Annotated in this window: 13 protein-coding genes; 6 read left to right on the top strand and 7 right to left on the bottom strand. The window is 73.8% G+C overall.

Going from position 1 to position 16,398, the window contains the following annotated elements; genetic code table 11:
* Nucleotides 1–30: 30 nt before the first annotated feature.
* The gene (locus tag Cco03nite_RS21260; RefSeq protein ID WP_203693912.1) at nt 31–1,356 is read right to left on the bottom strand and encodes an aminotransferase class I/II-fold pyridoxal phosphate-dependent enzyme; all 1,326 of its coding nucleotides are present in this window, start codon (nt 1,354–1,356) and stop codon (nt 31–33) included.
* An 88-nt stretch (nt 1,357–1,444) separates the two neighbouring features.
* On the opposite strand from Cco03nite_RS21260, the gene Cco03nite_RS21265 reads away from it, so the two are divergent.
* The gene (locus tag Cco03nite_RS21265) at nt 1,445–2,647 is read left to right on the top strand and encodes a bifunctional pyridoxamine 5'-phosphate oxidase family protein/GNAT family N-acetyltransferase (protein ID WP_203693963.1); all 1,203 of its coding nucleotides are present in this window, start codon (nt 1,445–1,447) and stop codon (nt 2,645–2,647) included.
* 237 nt (nt 2,648–2,884) lie between these two features.
* Complete coding sequence (gene leuE / locus Cco03nite_RS21270; RefSeq protein ID WP_203693913.1) at nt 2,885–3,541, top strand: leucine efflux protein LeuE; 657 nt, start codon at nt 2,885–2,887, stop codon at nt 3,539–3,541.
* Nucleotides 3,542–3,747: 206 nt separating this feature from the next.
* Here leuE and Cco03nite_RS21275 read toward each other — a convergent pair whose 3' ends face one another.
* Entirely contained in the window at nt 3,748–4,122 is a 375-nt protein-coding gene (locus Cco03nite_RS21275) for a hypothetical protein (protein WP_203693914.1), read from the bottom strand.
* 207 nt (nt 4,123–4,329) lie between these two features.
* Here Cco03nite_RS21275 and Cco03nite_RS21280 point away from each other — a divergent pair, with 207 nt between their 5' ends.
* The 4 genes from Cco03nite_RS21280 (at nt 4,330) to Cco03nite_RS21295 (ending at nt 12,145) form a co-directional block, all read left to right on the top strand.
* Complete coding sequence (locus tag Cco03nite_RS21280) at nt 4,330–8,784, top strand: ATP-dependent helicase (RefSeq protein ID WP_203693964.1); 4,455 nt, start codon at nt 4,330–4,332, stop codon at nt 8,782–8,784.
* 142 nt (nt 8,785–8,926) lie between these two features.
* On the top strand, nt 8,927–10,135 hold the full coding sequence (locus Cco03nite_RS21285) for an acyltransferase family protein (RefSeq protein WP_203693915.1): 1,209 nt from the start codon (nt 8,927–8,929) through the stop codon (nt 10,133–10,135).
* A 35-nt stretch (nt 10,136–10,170) separates the two neighbouring features.
* The gene (locus Cco03nite_RS21290; protein ID WP_203693916.1) at nt 10,171–10,950 is read left to right on the top strand and encodes an SAM hydrolase/SAM-dependent halogenase family protein; all 780 of its coding nucleotides are present in this window, start codon (nt 10,171–10,173) and stop codon (nt 10,948–10,950) included.
* Between the two features lie 319 nt (nt 10,951–11,269).
* Entirely contained in the window at nt 11,270–12,145 is an 876-nt protein-coding gene (locus Cco03nite_RS21295; protein ID WP_203693917.1) for an SCO6745 family protein, read from the top strand.
* Between the two features lie 40 nt (nt 12,146–12,185).
* Here Cco03nite_RS21295 and Cco03nite_RS21300 read toward each other — a convergent pair whose 3' ends face one another.
* The 5 genes from Cco03nite_RS21300 to rimO form a co-directional block, all read right to left on the bottom strand.
* Complete coding sequence (locus tag Cco03nite_RS21300; RefSeq protein WP_203693918.1) at nt 12,186–12,629, bottom strand: helix-turn-helix domain-containing protein; 444 nt, start codon at nt 12,627–12,629, stop codon at nt 12,186–12,188.
* A 220-nt stretch (nt 12,630–12,849) separates the two neighbouring features.
* Nucleotides 12,850–13,323: a CinA family protein gene (locus tag Cco03nite_RS21305; RefSeq protein WP_203693919.1), complete on the bottom strand. Its 474-nt coding sequence runs from the start codon at nt 13,321–13,323 to the stop codon at nt 12,850–12,852.
* Nucleotides 13,320–14,240: an arylamine N-acetyltransferase family protein gene (locus Cco03nite_RS21310; RefSeq protein ID WP_203693920.1), complete on the bottom strand. Its 921-nt coding sequence runs from the start codon at nt 14,238–14,240 to the stop codon at nt 13,320–13,322. The genes Cco03nite_RS21305 and Cco03nite_RS21310 overlap by 4 nt, the downstream gene beginning before the upstream one ends.
* Nucleotides 14,237–14,821: a CDP-diacylglycerol--glycerol-3-phosphate 3-phosphatidyltransferase gene (pgsA, locus tag Cco03nite_RS21315; RefSeq protein ID WP_203693921.1), complete on the bottom strand. Its 585-nt coding sequence runs from the start codon at nt 14,819–14,821 to the stop codon at nt 14,237–14,239. Before pgsA ends, Cco03nite_RS21310 begins: the two co-directional genes overlap by 4 nt.
* 10 nt (nt 14,822–14,831) lie before the next feature.
* Nucleotides 14,832–16,343 carry a 30S ribosomal protein S12 methylthiotransferase RimO gene (gene rimO / locus Cco03nite_RS21320; RefSeq protein ID WP_203693922.1) on the bottom strand — a complete coding sequence of 504 codons (1,512 nt, stop codon included), beginning with the start codon at nt 16,341–16,343 and terminating at the stop codon, nt 14,832–14,834.
* Nucleotides 16,344–16,398: the final 55 nt, after the last annotated feature.

Genomic DNA, 16,398 nt, shown 5'->3' on the forward strand with positions numbered 1-16,398 from the left:
GTGATAGGCCAACGTCGATGACAAGCCGGGTCAGCGCAGCACGGCGCCCGGGGGCGGGAGCACGGCGGCGGCCACGGCCGCGGCCAGCGGCTCCACCTCGTCGGCGCGCAGCGTCGCGATCGTGACCCGGATCCCGGCCCCGGCGGCGGTGCGGAACACGTGCCCCGGGGCCACCGCGAACCCGGCGTCCCGCAACGCGGTGACCACCCCGGTCTCGTCGGGCACCGGCACCCACACGTTGATCCCGGTCCGCCCGCTCGCCGCCACCCCCCGCCGGCGCAACGCCGCGACCAGGGCGTCCCGGCGCTCGTCGTACACCCGCCCGGCCGCCGCCACGGTGCGCTGCGCCGCCGGGTCCCGCCACAGCTCCAGCAGGGTCCGCTGGAGCAGCCCCGACACCCAGCCCGGCCCGAGCCGCAGCCGCCCCTCCACCCGCGACACCGTCTCCGGATCCCCGGCGAGCACGGCACAGCGCAGGTCGGGACCGTACGGCTTGCTGGCGCTGCGCAGGTAGGCCCAGTGCGCCCCGCCCGCGACCGGGTGCGACGGCACCGCGGCGAGCTCCCCGGCGTGGTCGTCCTCGATCACGAACACGTCGCGCAGCAGCGGCCGCAGCTCGGCCGCCCGCGCGGCGCTCACCGCGCCGCCGGTCGGGTTCTGCGCCCGCGTCGTGATCACCGCGGCGCGCGCACCGGCCGCGACGGCCGCGCGCACCCCGTCCGGCAGCGGCCCGTCGTCGTCGACCGGCATGGACACCGGCACCAGGCCCTGCGCCGCGATCAGGTGCAGCAGCGCCGCCCAGCCGGGATCCTCGACGGCGACCTTGTCGCCGGGCCGCAGCCGCTCGCCGAGCAGCCGGTCGATCCCATCCAAAGCCCCACTGACCAGGGTGTACGCCGCACCGTCCGGCAACTCCGGCAACCGCGTCCGGGCGTATTCGAGCAGCTCGGGCAGCGGCCCGCCGTCCGCGTAGCGCAGCGGGGCCGCACCGGCGGCGAACGAGTCCGCCACGCGCCGCAGCACCGGGGCGAGGTCGGGCAGCAGGGCCGGGTACGGCTCGCCGTCGGAGAGGTCACGCATCCCCTCGGGCACGGCGCGCGCCGCCCGGCCGGTCGCGATCGGGGTCACCGGGCGCACCCGGGTGCCGCGGCGGCCCGCGGTCACCACGATGCCCCGGTCACGCAGCCGCTGGTAGGCGGCCGCGACGGTGGCCGGGCTGACGGACAGCTCCTCGGCCAGCGCCCGCACGCTGGGCAGCGCGTCCCCGGGCGCGAGCGCCCCGCGGCGCACGCCCTCCTCGACGCAGGACGCGATCGCCGTTGCCGTGCCCCCGGTGATCGGATATCGTACTGACACAAAGGCAACTATGTACTAGTACAGTATTCGAGTCAAGGAGGCGGGCGTGACCACCTACCCGCAGACCTCGCGCACCACCGCACTGCGGATGCGCGAGCGCATGTCCTACGAGCGCAGCGCCGCGCACGCGATCCTCGACGAAGCCTGGCACTGCACCCTCTCCTTCGTGCTCGACGGCGAGCCCCGGGCGCTGCCCACCCTGCACATCCGCGTCGACGACACGCTCTACCTGCACGGCTCCAGCGGCGGCCGGATGGGTTTGCAGGCCCGCTCCGGCCTGCGCGTCGCCGCCTGCGTCACCCACCTGGACGGCCTGGTGCTGGCCCGCTCACAGTTCCACCACAGCGCCAACTACCGCTCGGTCATCGCGCACGGCACCGCCACCCTGGTCACCGACGAGCAGGAGAAGCTGCGCGTCTTCACGGCGCTGGCCGAGAAGATCGGCGAGGGCCACGCCGCCCGCACCCGTCCCCCGTCTGCCAAGGAACTGGCCCAGACGGCGCTGCTCGCCCTCCCGCTCGACGAGGTCTCGGTGCGCGCCCGCACCGGCACCGCCGGCGACGACGAGGAAGACCTGTCCCTGCCGCACTGGGCAGGCGTACTGCCGCTGCGGGTCGTCGCCGGCCCCGCCGAACCCGCGCCCGGCGTCACCGTGCCCGCCCCCGCCTACCTGCGCGCCGACCGCAGCCCCTGGCACGAGCCGGTGATGCTGCGCGGCTCCCTGGTCACCCTGGAACCGCTGGACATGTCCCACGTCGACGGCCTGTACGCCGCGGCCGGCAACGACGAGGAGGTGTGGCGCTGGCTGCACAACCCCGCCCCGCGCCACCGCGACGAGATGGCCGCCGTGGTCGCCGAGGCGCTGGCCATGCAGGCCCGCGGCGAGCGCGTCCCGTGGGTGCAGCGGTCCACCGCCACCGGCGAGATCCTCGGCACCACCTCCTACTACGCCGTCGACCCGGTACGCCGCCAGCTCGGCATCGGCCACACCTTCCTGGGCCGCAAGGCCTGGCGCACCGGCGTCAACAACGAGTCCAAGCTCCTCCTGCTCGTACGCGCCTTCGACGTCCTCGGCGCCGAGCGCGTCGAGTGGCACACCCACCACAACAACCTGCGCTCCCAGGCCGCCATCGCCCGCCTCGGCGCGCAGCGCGAGGGCGTCCTGCGCCATCACCGCATGCACCACGACGGCCAGTGGCGCGACACCGTCACCTACTCCATGCTCGCCGCCGAATGGCCCGCCGCCCGCCACCACCTCGAAGGAAGGGCACCTGCACATCGCTCCGCGTAGCGGAAGGGCACCTTCTTAACGTGGCACCCGCCGTGAGCTGCGGTGTCGTCCGCGATGGCGGGCCGGCGCGGGCACGGCCTCCGCGCCGGCCCGCCATCGCGGACTCGACCGAACCCCGGCGGCCGGAATTCCGGCGGATTCTCGCCGCCGGGCGGGCTCGCGGGTGACGTAGGGCACTGCCCGAGGTGGCCTATCGGACGAGGTAGGGAACGGGTCGGGCACGAGAGGATGTAAGGCATGCTCGGCGTTACAGACCTTTACACCTATGTGCTCGGCACGATCGCGATCGTCCTGCTGCCCGGCCCGAACTCCCTGTACGTGCTGGCCGTCGCGGCCCGTCGCGGCGTGCGCCAGGGCTACCGCGGGGCGATGGGCGTCTTCTGCGGCGACGGCGTGCTCATGCTGGTCTCGGCGGCCGGCATGGCGTCCCTGCTGCGCGCGGTGCCCGCACTGTTCATGGTCGTCAAGTACGCCGGTGCCGCGTACCTCGGCTTCGTCGGCGTGAAGATGCTGTACGGCGCGATCCGCGGCTGGCGCGACCGCTCCGCGGGCCGGGTCGCGACGGAGACGCCCGAACCCGAGCCGAAGGCGGAGAACGCGTTCCGGCGGGCGTTCACGATCAGCCTGATGAACCCGAAGGCGATCCTGTTCTTCGTCTCGTTCTTCATCCAGTTCGTCGACCCGGGGTACGCCTACCCCGCCGTGTCGTTCCTGCTGCTGGCGATCATCGTGCAGATCTGCAGCGCCCTCTACCTCAGCGCGCTGATCTTCAGCGGCAACCGGCTGGCCGCCGCGTTCCGCAGCCGGCGCCGGCTGGCCGCGGCCGGCACCAGCGCCATCGGCGCCCTGTTCGTCGGCTTCGGCGCCAAACTCGCCACCTCATCCCTGAGCTGACCGCCCCCGCGCACCCCCGACGGCACCCCGACGGTCGCGCCGCCGTCGCGTCCCGTACCCGCAAAGACGTTGGCCTATCCCATCGAAAATCGGCGACCCAAAGTCGATGTGATAGGCCAACGTCTATGAAAAGGGCGGCGCCGACGTCCACAAAAAACGGCGGTCGGCTCGAGGGCCGGTCGCGCGTCGACGGGGCTGGGCGGGGCTCAGGCGATGGCCGGCTCCGGGATCAGCAGGTCATGGCGGCCGAGGTCGCGGATGATGTCGTTGACCACCCACACGTCGACGTGCGCGGGGCGCGCGTGCGTGTGCGGGTGCCGGGCGTCGCGGTTGCGCACCACGAAGTAGTGCACGGCCGCGCGCACCCGGGCGCGGTCGACGGCGCTGGCGCGCACGGTGTCGCGGATCAGCTGGCGCAGGTGCGCCGCGATGCGCTCGGCCAGGGCCAGTTCGTGGCCGGAGTGCTGGGACTGGCCCGCCTGCAGCCGGGCGAGGTGCCCGTCGAGCTGGCGCAGCAGGACGTCCGATTCGTGGCGGCTGTTCTTCCTGTCGACTGCCGGTGTGGTCTGTCGTTCGGTCATGCTCACCCTCCGCACACCGTGTTCGATGGACTACTCATCGTGAGCAAGACGGTACGTGATTCGGGCGCATCCGGGCAAGACTCCCAACGAAACCGTCTCACTCACTGGGCCTACCCCCGCGGGGCGTGTGGTTAACGCCTCACCTGCGGCATCACCCGTACGAGACGCGAAACGTGTGCCAGGCGATTGTCGGTGGCGGGGGGCAGGATGGTCGTGATGAACACGCCCGCCGCCCCGTTCGGCCCTGCCACGCAGGCCTGGTTCGACGCGGCCTTCGCCGCCCCCACCCCGGCCCAGGCGGGCGCCTGGAAGGCCGTCAGCGCCGGTGACCACGCCCTGGTGGTGGCCCCGACGGGCTCCGGCAAGACGCTGGCGGCGTTCCTGTGGGCGCTGGACCGGCTCGCCCACGAGCCGCTGCCCGAGGACCCGACCCGGCGCTGCCGCGTGCTCTACGTCAGCCCGCTCAAGGCGCTGGCCGTGGACGTCGAGCGCAACCTGCGCACCCCGCTCACCGGCATCCGGCACGCCGCGGCCCGGCTCGGCCTGGCCGAACCGGACATCACGGTCGGCATGCGTACGGGCGACACACCCGTGGAGGAACGCCGCACCTTCCACCGGCGGCCCCCGGACATCCTCATCACCACCCCCGAGTCGCTGTTCCTGCTGCTCACCTCGCAGGCGCGGGACTCCCTGCGCGGCGTCGAGACGGTGATCGTCGACGAGGTGCACGCGGTCACCGGCACCAAGCGCGGCGCGCACCTGGCCCTGTCCCTGGAGCGGCTGGACGCCCTGCTGACGAAACCCGCGCAGCGGATCGGCCTGTCCGCCACGGTCGAGCCGGTCGAGGCGGCGGCGCAGTTCCTCGGCGGGGCCGCGCCGGTGCACGTGGTGCAGCCGAAGTCCGCCAAGACCATCGAGGTCAGCGTCGAGGTGCCGGTCGAGGACATGACCGCGCTCGACGAGGGCCACGCCGACGACGAGGGCCCGCGCCGGGCCTCGATCTGGCCCGCCGTCGAGGAGCGGGTGTACGAGCTGATCGGCGAGCACCGCAGCACCATCGTGTTCACCAACTCCCGCCGCGGCGCGGAGCGCCTCTGCGCCCGGCTCAACGAGCTGGCGGCCGAGCGGCTGGTCACGGCCGTGCCGCCGCCCGCGCAGATCATGGCCCAGTCCGGCGCGTCGTACGGGGCCGCGCCGCAGATCGCCCGCGCGCACCACGGCTCGGTCTCCAAGGAGGAGCGCAAGCAGATCGAGGAGGAGCTGAAGTCCGGGCGGCTGCCCGCCGTGGTGGCCACCTCCAGCCTCGAACTCGGCATCGACATGGGCGCGGTCGACCTGGTCGTGCAGGTCGGCGCGCCGCCCAGCGTGGCCGCCGGGCTGCAGCGGGTGGGCCGGGCCGGGCACCAGGTCGGCGCGGTCTCGCGTGGCGTGGTGTTCCCGACGCACCGCGGCGACCTGCTGTCCTGCGCCGTGGTCGCGGGCCGGATGACCGGCGGCAAGCTGGAGCCGCTGGCCTTCCCGCACAGCCCGCTGGACGTGCTCGCCCAGCACATCGTGGCGATGACGGCGCTGGACGAGTGGACCGTCGCGGAGCTGGCGACGCTGGTGCGCCGGGCCGCGCCGTTCGCCGCGCTGCCCGAGTCGGCGCTGCACGCGGTGCTGGACATGCTGGCCGGGCGCTACCCGTCGACGGCCTTCGCCGAGCTGCGCCCGCGCATCGTCTGGGACCGCGCCGCCGACAAGCTCACCGGCCGCCCCGGCAACCAGCGCCTGGCGGTCACCTCCGGCGGCACCATCCCCGACCGCGGCCTGTTCGGCGTGTTCCTGGCGGGTTCGGAGAAGGCGTCGCGGGTCGGCGAGCTGGACGAGGAGATGGTGTACGAGTCCCGCGTCGGCGACGTCTTCGCGCTCGGCACCAGCTCCTGGCGCATCGAGGACATCACGCCCGACCGGGTGCTGGTCTCCCCCGCCCCGGGCCAGCCCGCCCGGCTGCCCTTCTGGAAGGGCGACCAGGCGGGGCGGCCGGTCGCGCTCGGCAAGGCGCTGGGCGCGTTCCTGCGTAACCCGTCCGGGCTGGAGAATCTCGACCCGTCCGCCGTCGGCAACCTCACGGCGTACCTGGAGGAGCAGCGGGCGGCGACCCGGCACCTGCCGGACGACCGGACCGTGCTGGTCGAGCGCTTCCGCGACGAGCTGGGCGACTGGCGCATCGTGCTGCACAACGTGCTCGGCGCGCCGGTCAACGCCCCGTGGGCGCTGGCCATCGGGCAGCGGCTGCGCGAGCGGTACGGCGTCGACGCGCAGGTGCACGCCGCCGACGACGGCATCGTGATCCGGCTGCCGGAGACCGCCGAGGAGCCGCCGGGCGCGGACCTGTTCGCCTTCGACGCCGACGAGATCGAGCCGCTGGTCGCCGAGACGGTCGGCGGCTCGGCGCTGTTCGCGTCCCGGTTCCGCGAGTGCGCGGCCCGCTCGCTGCTGCTGCCGCGCCGCGACCCGGGCCGGCGGCAGCCGCTGTGGCAGCAGCGCCAGCGCGCCGCCCAGCTGCTCGACGTGGCCCGGGAGTACCCGGACTTCCCGGTGACCCTGGAGGCGGCCCGGGAGTGCCTGCGCGACGTGTTCGACCTGCCGTCGCTGTCGGCGATGATGCGCGACATCGCCGCCCGGAAGATCCGCATGGTCGAGGTGGCCACGCCGCAGCCGTCGCCGTTCGCCCGCTCGCTGCTGTTCGGCTACGTGGGCGCGTTCCTGTACGGCGAGGACACCCCGCTGGCGGAGCGCCGGGCGGCCGCGCTGTCCCTGGACCCGACGCTGCTCGGCGAGCTGCTGGGCCGGGTGGAGCTGCGCGAGCTGCTGGACCCCGAGGTCATCGAGGCGACCGCGCTGCGGCTGCGCTGGGCCGACCGGCGGGTGCGCGACGCCGAGGACACCGTCGAACTGCTGCGCCAGCTCGGCGACCTGTCCCCCGGCGAGCTGACCGAGCGCGGCGTGGAGCCCGGCTGGCTCGACGAGCTGGCCCGCACCGGCCGCGTCCTGGCGGTCCGGGTCGCCGGTCAGGAGCGCTACATCATCACCGAGGACGCCGGCCGCTACCGCGACGCCCTCGGCGTGGCCCTGCCGCCGGGCCTGCCCGCCGCGTACACGGCCGCGGTCGCCGATCCCCTGCTCGACCTGATCGGCCGGTACGCGCGCACCAACGGCCCGTTCCGGGCCGACGACTGCGCGATCCGGTTCGGGCTGGGCGTCGCGGTGGTCGAGCACACGCTGCGGCGGCTGTCCGCCTCGGGGCGGCTGGTGCAGGGCGAGTTCACCGCGTCCTCGGACGGCGGCTTCATCGAATGGTGCGACGCGGAGGTGCTGCGCACCCTGCGGCGGCGCAGCCTGGCCGCGCTGCGCAAGGAGATCGAGCCGGTGCCGCCGGAGGTGCTGGGGCGCTTCCTGCCGGCCTGGCAGCACATCGGGCGGCGCAGCGAAGGCATCGACGCGGTCGCCGCCGCCATCGACCAGATCCAGGGTGTGCCGGTGCCCGCCTCGGCCCTGGAGCGCCTGGTGCTGCCCGCGCGGGTCGCCGACTACCGGCCCTCCTACCTGGACGAACTGTGCGCCACCGGCGAGGTCGTCTGGGCCGGCGCGGGGCCGATCGGCGGCAACGACGGCTGGATCGTGCTGGCCTTCGCCGACGCCGCCCCGCTGCTGCTGCCCCCGCCCACCGAACTCGCCCGGACGGGGGTGCACGAGTCGCTGCTGTCGGCACTCGGCGGTGGCGCGCTGTTCTTCCGGCAGCTCGCCGACCAGATCGAAGCCGAGCACGACGAGCTGCTGTCCGCGCTGTGGGACCTGGTCTGGGCCGGGCTGGTCGGCAACGACACGCTCGCCCCGGTGCGGGCGCGGCTGTCCGGCGGCGGCGCGCACCGGGCCAAACCCACGCCCGGCCGGGCCCGCTACCGGCGGCCCAGCCTGACCGGGGGCCGTTCCCTGGCCGCCGCCAGGGGACCGGCGCACCTGCCCGCGGCGGCGGGCCGCTGGCACGCGCTCGGCGAGCGGGACACCGACCCGACCGCGCGGGCCGCGGCCCTGGCCGACGCGCTGCTGGAACGGTACGGCGTGGTGATCCGGGGCGCGGTCGCCGCCGAGAACCAGCCCGGCGGGTTCGCCGCCGTGTACCCGGTGCTGGCCGCCCTGGAGGACCGGGGCGCGGCCCGGCGCGGCTACTTCGTGGAAGGGCTGGGCGCGGCCCAGTTCGCGCTGCCCGGGGCGGTGGACCGGCTGCGCTCGTACGCCGACACCCGCGACGGCTCCCCTCGCGCCCTGGTGCTGGCCGCCACCGACCCCGCCAACCCGTACGGCGCCGCACTGCCCTGGCCGCACACCGCCGAGGGCCACCGCCCCGGCCGCAAGGCGGGCGCCCTGGTCGTCCTGGTCTCCGGCGCGCTCGCCCTGTACGTCGAGCGCGGCGGGCGCACCCTGCTGTCCTTCAGCGACGACGAGTCGGTCATGGCCGCCGCGGCGGCGTCGCTCACCGAAGCGGTGACCAGCGGCGCGCTCGGGCCGCTGACCGTGGAACGGGCCGACGGCGAGTCCGTCACCGGCAGCCCGCTGGGCGCGGCGCTGGAGGCGGCGGGTTTCCGGATCACCCCGCGCGGGCTGCGGTTACGTGGCTGACAACCGGCTCTCCGAGCACCCGGGTGGGCTGCGCCTACGCGTCTGAGGGCGGTCCCCGAGGCGGCCGTCAGGGAAATACCCGGGAAACCCGTGTCGGATTCGCGCTGGCGGGTCGCCCCGCGCCGGTGGCATGCTGCGGTTCATGACCACTGCCGCCGCCCCCGCGCGCCGTGACACCTATGTGGACTTCCTCCGGGCGTTGAGCCTGATCGTGGTCGTGGTCTGGCACTGGGCGTTCACGATCCTCGACTGGCGCGCCGACGGCCCGCACGCCACCAGCCCGCTCGGCTTCACCCGCGGCCTGTGGCTGGCGACCTGGCTGTTCCAGGTCATGCCGCTGTTCTTCTTCATCGGCGGCTTCGTGCACATCCGCAGCTGGGAGCGGGCGCAGGCGCGCGGGGTCAGCATGGGCGCGTTCGTCTGGCGGCGCATCCGCCAGCTGCTCATCCCGGCCGGCATCGTGCTGCTGCTGTGGATCGCGGTGGGCGGCCTGATCGGCAGCTACTTCAACCTCACCGGCGTCGGCCGGGCGGTGAAGCTCGTCGTCAGCCCGCTGTGGTTCCTCGGCGTGTACCTGATGCTGATCGCCCTGCTGCCGATCGGCCTGTGGCTGCACAAGAAGGTCGGGGTGCTGGCCCTGGTATGGCTGGCCGGCGCGGCGATGGTGGTCGACGTGGCCCGCTTCGGCAAGGGCCTGGAGGACATCGGCTGGCTCAACATGGTGCTGGTCTGGGGACTGGCCCACCAGGCGGGCTTCTTCTACCAGAACGTGGTCGACTCGCCTCGCCGCAACGACTGGGCCCTGCTCTGGGCGGGGCTGTTCGGCCTGGTGGGTCTCGTCGGCTCCGGGCTGTATCCGGGCTCCATGGTCGGCGTGCCGGGCGAGCGCTTCTCGAACATGGCCCCGCCGACCTTCGTCATCGTGGCGCTGCTGCTGTTCCAGATCGGATTCGCCGAGCTGATGCGGCCCCGGATGCAGATCCTGCTGGAACGCCCGCGCTGGAAGCGCGTCAACGAGCTGATCAACGAGTTCTCGCTGCCGCTCTACCTGGTGCACACCACCGGCATGGCGCTGTTCCTGTTCCTGACCTGGCTGTGGCTGCGCTACGACATGGACAAGCCCGCCGACGTGGACCTGGGCTGGTGGCTGACCCGCCCGCTGGCCATCATCGGGCCGCTGATCTGCACGATCCCTGTACTGCTGCTGTTCCGGAAGATCCAGCGCCGCGGCGCGGCGGCCGCGCGTGGCTCGGACGCGGCAGCGCCTGCCGTGCCCGCGCAACGCGACGCCGAGCAGCCGGCCGTCGACGCCGAGGCGCCGGAGGAGATCGGCTCGCCGCGGCGACCATAGTGGACAACGGCCCGGATCGGTCTACCTTCTTAGGCATGCCCGGATACGACTACATCTCGTTCACGACCGATTACGGTCTGTCGGACGGCTTCGTCGCGGCCTGCCACGGCACGATCGCGCGTACCACCCCGGCCGCCCGCGTCATCGACGTGACGCACCTGATCGCGCCCGGCGACGTGACCCGCGGCGCGGCGGTGCTGGCCCAGACCGTGCCGTACCTGCCCGACGCCGTACACCTCGCGGTCGTCGACCCGGGCGTCGGCACCCCGCGCCGCGCGGTGGTCGTGCAGACTCCCCGCGGCCTGCTGGTGGGCCCCGACAACGGCCTGCTGATCTGGGCCGCGCAGGCGCTCGGCGGCCCGTCCGCCGCGTATGAACTCGCCAGCGAGGACTGGTTCGCCCCCAACGTGTCACGCACCTTCCACGGCCGCGACGTGTTCGCCCCGGTCGCGGCCCGCCTGGCGCGCGGCGCGGACCCCGCCGACGCCGGCCCACCAGTCGCGCCGGACAGCCTGGTCGTGCTGCCCGAGCCGGTGGTGGCCTGGGGCGACGGCTGGCTGGAGGCCGAGGTGCTGACCGTCGACCGCTTCGGCAACGTGCAGCTCGCCGCCCCCGGCTCGGCCCTCGAACAGCTCCCCGACCGGCTCACCGTCGGCGGCTGCCGGGCGATCCGCGGCACCACGTTCGCCGACGCCCCGTCCGGCGGCCTGGTCGTCTTCGCCGACTCCGCCGACCGCGTCGCCATCGCCGTCAACGGCGGCCGCGCCGTGGTCATGCTCGCCGTAACCCCCGGCGACCTCCTCCGCATCTCCTAACCCCACCCACCCCCCCTTCCGCGTTGATCATGAACTTATGGCACGGCTCGACGGCGCGTCGCCGCCCTAACTTCATGATCAACTGCGAGAGGTGCCGCCAGACCACATGGCTTGATGGCAGGTCACGTCTTTTTTGATGTGGCCACATCAAAAAAGACGTAGCGGCGCACAGCGATGGTGCCGCGACAGGCGGCGGAGGGCACGCGCCCGCGCCGGATGAAACGGCACGCAATCTAGGCATTGACAAGTTCACGCGTGCCTGGAAATCTTGTCGACGTCAAGATGCATTGCCAGTGGCACGAAAGCGGGAGGAACAGCGATGAGCGAGACGGTTGCCCCGGCGCTGGTGCGCCAGATGTGGCAGGTGCTGGAGCCGGTGCACGCGGCGATCTACTACGCGCCCCAGGCGAACGAGGAGGCCGCGGCGCTGGGCTACGACACCGCCACGCGCTGGCCGAGCTACTTCACGTGGCGCTCGGCTCCGCTCGGCGCCGCAGGCCCCGAGTTGGTGGCCGCGACCTACTACAGCTTCAGCGCGGCCATGATCCGCGACTACGTTCCGGCGATCTGGGACACCGCCACGCCGGAAACCGTGCTGGCCTCAAGGCTGCGGGCGGTGGACCGTACGCTGCGCGGACTCCTGCCAGACCTCGTCGGCACGCCGGAGCTGGCCGAGGCCGCCACGCTGGCCCGCCGCGCCGCCGAGGCCGCCGTCACCGCGGGACGCCCACTGGCCGCCGCCAACGCCGACCTGCCCTGGCCCGACGAGCCCCATCTGGTGCTGTGGCAGGCCGCCTCGGTGCTGCGCGAGCATCGCGGCGACGGTCACCTTGCGGCGCTGCTCGCCGCCGCGCTGGACCCGTGCGAGGCCCTGGTCTCGTTCGCGGCGATCGGCGCGGCACCGGTCGAGGTCTTCGCCGGCCGCGGTTGGACCCCGCAGGAGTGGCAGGCCGCTCGGGAGCGCCTGACCGCCCGGGGCTGGCTCGACACCGACGGGCTGGCCACCGAGGCGGGCCGGGCCGGCCGCGACGAGGTCGAGCGGCTCACCGACCAACTCGCCACCGGACCGTGGCGGGCACTGGGCACGGCGGGCGCGGGCAGACTCGCCCAGCTCGTCGGGCCGCCAGCGGTCGCGCTGGCCCGCTCGGGAATCTTCCCTCGGCAGAGCACCCTCGGCCTCGGCGCACGGCGCTGAACCCGGCCGGCCACGAAGCGGAGCCGGGCCGGCCGCCGGGTCAGACGCCGACGACCTCGCGGCCGCGCGCGTTGCCGGCGTTGCCCGGCCGCATGTTCCGGGTGGTCCGCAGCGTGGTGCGCAGCGGATTGTCCCGGCGGACCGTGACCGAGACCTGGCCGTCGGTGGCCACCTCGGTACGCGGCCGGTGGGCCAGCTCGGCCACCGCCTGGTCACCGCGCGGCAGCGGCGTGAGCACGCCCTCGACCTGCTCGGCGACGGCCATGGTGTCACTGACCTCGCGCAGGACCTCGGACAGCCGCGCGCCCAGCGCGTCGCAGATCGAGGTCAGCAGCTCGCTGGACGCCTCCTTCTGCCCCCGCTCGATCTCGGACAGGTATCCGAGACTCACGTTGGCAGCGGTGGATACCTCACGCAGGGTGCGGTGCTGCCCCTGCCGGCGGGCACGGAGGGCATCACCGATCACTCGACGCAGAAGCACCATGTTCGCACCCCCTGTACTGTTTCCCCGTCACGACGCTCGGCTGATATGCGCTCAGCCGCCGGTTGTCACCGACGGCTGACAAGAACCGTACTCTCTTCATGCCAGTTCGACACCCCGCCCCGCCGGGGCAGGTCTCGAAGTCTCTCGGCGGCCGACGCCACTTTCATACACACTACGGCAGTTCGGCCAAACCCCGCTCAGGTCACGAAGAGATCACGTCTTACGGATCGATGACCGCCGCGCCGAGCAGGTCCAGGGCCGCCGCCACCGCGGTGTCGCGTACGTGCTGCCGCTCACCCTCGACGTGCAGCTCGTTGACCTCGGCCTGACCGTCCGGGCCGGCCAGCGCGACGTACACCGTCCCGGCGGGGACCCCGTCCTGCGGGCCCGGTCCGGCGACCCCGGTGGTGGCCAGGCCCCAGTCCGCGCCGCACCGCTCGCGGGCGCCCCGGGCCAGTGCCAGCGCCACGTCCGGGTCCACCGGGCCCCGCTCGGCCAGCAGCGCGGCGTCCACCCCGGCCAGGCTGTGCTTGAGGTCGGTGGCGTACACCACCAGCCCGCCCCGCAGCACCTTGCTCACCCCGGGCACGGTGACCAGGGTCGCGGTGAGCAGCCCGCCGGTCAGCGACTCAGCCGCGGCGACGGTCTGCCCGCGCGCGGCCAGCACGCCGACCAGTCCAGAAATGTCGATCATGAGGCGAGGTCCGGAGCCGGGCGCGCCGCCGCCCGCGCCGCAGGCACGTGACCGGCGGATTCCGGCACCGCGGAGGACCCGGCTTCCTGGGCGGCCCGCCGGGCGAGCCACTCCTCGTGCGCGGCCACCGCGCCGGGCCACAACTCGTCCAGATCGTCGCCGGTCAGGGCGAAAAGTTCGGCGAGCACCTCCCGCCAGCGCTCCCGGGTGGTCAGCTGCTCCTCGCGCCGACCCGCGGCGTCGATGCCGAGCAGCGTGCAGCCACGCAGGATGTCGACCCCGGTGGCGGTGCGGCGCTGGGCCGTGAGAAACCGGGTGAACGGCGACTCGACCGAGGTCGACAGGTGCGCGTGCGCCGCCGCGAAGTCGCCCAGCACCGCCGGGGCGGCGGCGATGTCGCAGGCCGCGAAGGACCCGGCCGGGTCGTGGCGCAGCCGCCAGCCGGCCTCCGGCCGGGGCGAGGCCGTCAGGGCGTACGCGAAAGGACCCTGCACGTGCTCCCCGTCGACCAGCGGCAGCGGGTCGAACAGCGCGTCCCCGAGCCCGGCGTCGGCCAGCCACCGCCCGCCCGGGTTCGCCGGGTCCGGCAGATCGTGCACCAGCAGGGCGAGGTGGTTCAGCGCGGCGTCCAGCTCGTCGAGGGCGGACACCACGTAGGCACGGTGCAGCGTGATCGTGAAGCCGAGCGCGCGCAGCAGCTCGGCGAAGGCCGCGTTCAGGTGGAAGCAGTAGCCGCCCACCCCGCCCGTGACCCGGCGCAGCGCCTCGTCGGCGGTGACCGTGCCGGGCCGGCCCAGCATGATCTCCAGGTTGGTGTACGGCACCCGGGTCACCTGCGCCCGGTGCAGCTCCCGCAGGTACGCCGCCGAGGGCGCCCGGCGGGGCACCCCGAGCCGGCTCAGGTAGGCCTCGATCACGGGGCCGGGCGGAGCGCGCCGCGCCGCAGGCGGATCGCCGCCACGACGTAGTCGACGCCCGTGACCACGGTCACCAGCAGCGCCGCGCCCATCAGCCACGGGCCGACCGCCGACCACGGGGCCGGGAACGGCCACAGGTACCAGGCGATCGCCGCGATCTGGAGCACGGTCTTGAGCTTGCCGCCGCGGCTGGCCGCGATCACGCCGTACCGGATGACCCAGAAGCGCAGCAGCGTGATGCCCCACTCCCGGACCAGGATGACCAGGGTGACCCACCACGGGAGCAGGTCGTACCAGCTCAGCAGGACCAGCGCCGAACCGGTCAGGGCCTTGTCCGCGATCGGGTCGGCGACCTTGCCGAACGAGGTGACCAGCTCGTAGCGCCGGGCGATCCAGCCGTCGACGTAGTCGGTGAACGACGCGACGCCGAACGTGATCGCGGCCGCGATCCGCCAGCGGTTGTCGGTCATCCCAGAAACGATCACCAGTGCCACGAAGACCGGCACCAGCACGATGCGCACGACCGTGAGGACGTTGGCGGCGTTGAGCAGCGGTGGCACCCGGCGTGAACGTTCCTGCACGGCAGACACGCTAACCAGCCACCACGGCCAGCGCAGGCCGACCGGCGGAAGCCGCGTCGATCATTTCCACCGGTACGGCGACCAGGTCCACGCCCTCGGTCCCGGTCACCCGGGCCCGCACCAGGTCACCGGGGTGCAGCGCGCCGAGGTCGACGCCGCCCTCCCCCGCGACCAGCGTGGTCGAGCCGTCCACCTCCGGCGCCTGGTGCGCGGCGCGGCCCTCGACGGTCCGACCGTCAGTGGTGTCCACGAGCACGTCCACCAGGCTGCCCAGCCGCTCCTCGGCCCGCTGGCCGCACAGCTCCTCGACCAGGCTCAGCATCCGGTCGTACCGGCCGCGGATCGTCTTCGTGCCCACCTTGCCGTCCATGGTCGCGGCCTCGGTGCCGTCCTCGTCGCTGTAGTCGAACACGCCGATCGCGTCGAGGCGCGCCTCGCTGACGAAGCGCACCAGCTCCTCGTAGTCGGCGCGGGTCTCGCCGGGGAAGCCGACGATGAAGTTGCTGCGCGCGCCGGCCTCGGGGGCGAGCTTGCGGGCGCTGTCCAGCAGCTCCAGGAACCGCTCGGTGGAGCCGAAACGCCGCATGCGGCGCAGCACCGGCTCGGACGAGTGCTGGAACGACAGGTCGAAGTACGGCGCGACGCCCGGTGTGGTGGCGATCGCCTCGACCAGGCCGGGCCGGGTCTCCGCGGGCTGCAGGTAGCTCACCCGCACCCGGACCAGTCCCTTGATCGCGGCCAGCTGCGGCAGCAGCTTCTCCAGCGCCCGCGGGTCGCCCAGGTCCTTGCCGTACGACGTGGAGTTCTCGCTGACCAGCACCAGCTCGCGGACGCCCGTGCCGGCCAGCCACTCGGCCTCGGCCAGCAGCTCGTCGGGCGTACGGCTGACGAACGAGCCGCGGAACGCCGGGATGGCGCAGAACGAGCACCGGCGGTCGCAGCCGCTGGCCAGCTTCAGCGAGGCCACCGGGCTCTTGTCGAGCCGGTGCCGCAGCACAGGCCGCAGGTGCGCCGGGGTGGCTGAGTCGACCACCGCGGCCTCACGGCCGCGCGAGTCGTTGGTGAACGCGGCGTGGCCGGGCACGATCACGCCGGTCTCGCGGCGCTCGGCCGGGGCGATCGGCAAGAGTTTGCGGCGGTCGCGCGGGGTGTGCGCGTCGTGCTTCTCCCCGCGCAGCACCGAGCCGAGCGCGGCGGAGATCGACGGGTAGTCGTCGAAGCCGAGCACCGCGTCGGCCTCGGGCAGGCTCTTGGCCAGCTCGTTGCCGTACCGCTCGGCCATGCAGCCCGCGGCGACGACCTTCGCGCCGGTGTCGGCGGCGGCCAGCAGCGTGTCGATCGAGTCCTGCTTGGCCTTCTCGACGAAGCCGCAGGTGTTGACGAGGACCACGTCCGCGCCCTCGCCGTCGGTGCTGACCTGCCAGCCGTCGGCCGCCAGGCGCGCGGCCAGCTCTTCCGAGTCGACCTCGTTGCGGGCGCAGCCCAGGGTCAGCAGCGCGACCCGCCGCCCGTTCTCGGGCACGGAAAGATCATGGGAAGAGTCAACTGGCACCCGCCCAGGCTACCGGCCCCCGGCG

Source organism: Catellatospora coxensis, from assembly GCF_016862635.1.
Taxonomy (GTDB): Bacteria; Actinomycetota; Actinomycetes; order Mycobacteriales; family Micromonosporaceae; genus Catellatospora; species Catellatospora coxensis.

What these genes read in the sequence shown, in the direction of transcription:
- Cco03nite_RS21285 (WP_203693915.1), top strand. Translation starts at nt 8,927, where the DNA reads ATGACCACTGCCGCCGCCCCCGCGCGCCGTGACACCTATGTGGACTTC.
- Cco03nite_RS21295 (WP_203693917.1), top strand. Translation starts at nt 11,270, where the DNA reads ATGAGCGAGACGGTTGCCCCGGCGCTGGTGCGCCAGATGTGGCAGGTG.
- Cco03nite_RS21290 (WP_203693916.1), top strand. Translation starts at nt 10,171, where the DNA reads ATGCCCGGATACGACTACATCTCGTTCACGACCGATTACGGTCTGTCG.
- Cco03nite_RS21275 (WP_203693914.1), bottom strand. Translation starts at nt 4,122, where the DNA reads ATGACCGAACGACAGACCACACCGGCAGTCGACAGGAAGAACAGCCGC.
- Cco03nite_RS21300 (WP_203693918.1), bottom strand. Translation starts at nt 12,629, where the DNA reads ATGGTGCTTCTGCGTCGAGTGATCGGTGATGCCCTCCGTGCCCGCCGG.
- Cco03nite_RS21265 (WP_203693963.1), top strand. Translation starts at nt 1,445, where the DNA reads ATGCGCGAGCGCATGTCCTACGAGCGCAGCGCCGCGCACGCGATCCTC.
- Cco03nite_RS21305 (WP_203693919.1), bottom strand. Translation starts at nt 13,323, where the DNA reads ATGATCGACATTTCTGGACTGGTCGGCGTGCTGGCCGCGCGCGGGCAG.
- leuE (WP_203693913.1), top strand. Translation starts at nt 2,885, where the DNA reads ATGCTCGGCGTTACAGACCTTTACACCTATGTGCTCGGCACGATCGCG.
- Cco03nite_RS21280 (WP_203693964.1), top strand. Translation starts at nt 4,330, where the DNA reads ATGGTCGTGATGAACACGCCCGCCGCCCCGTTCGGCCCTGCCACGCAG.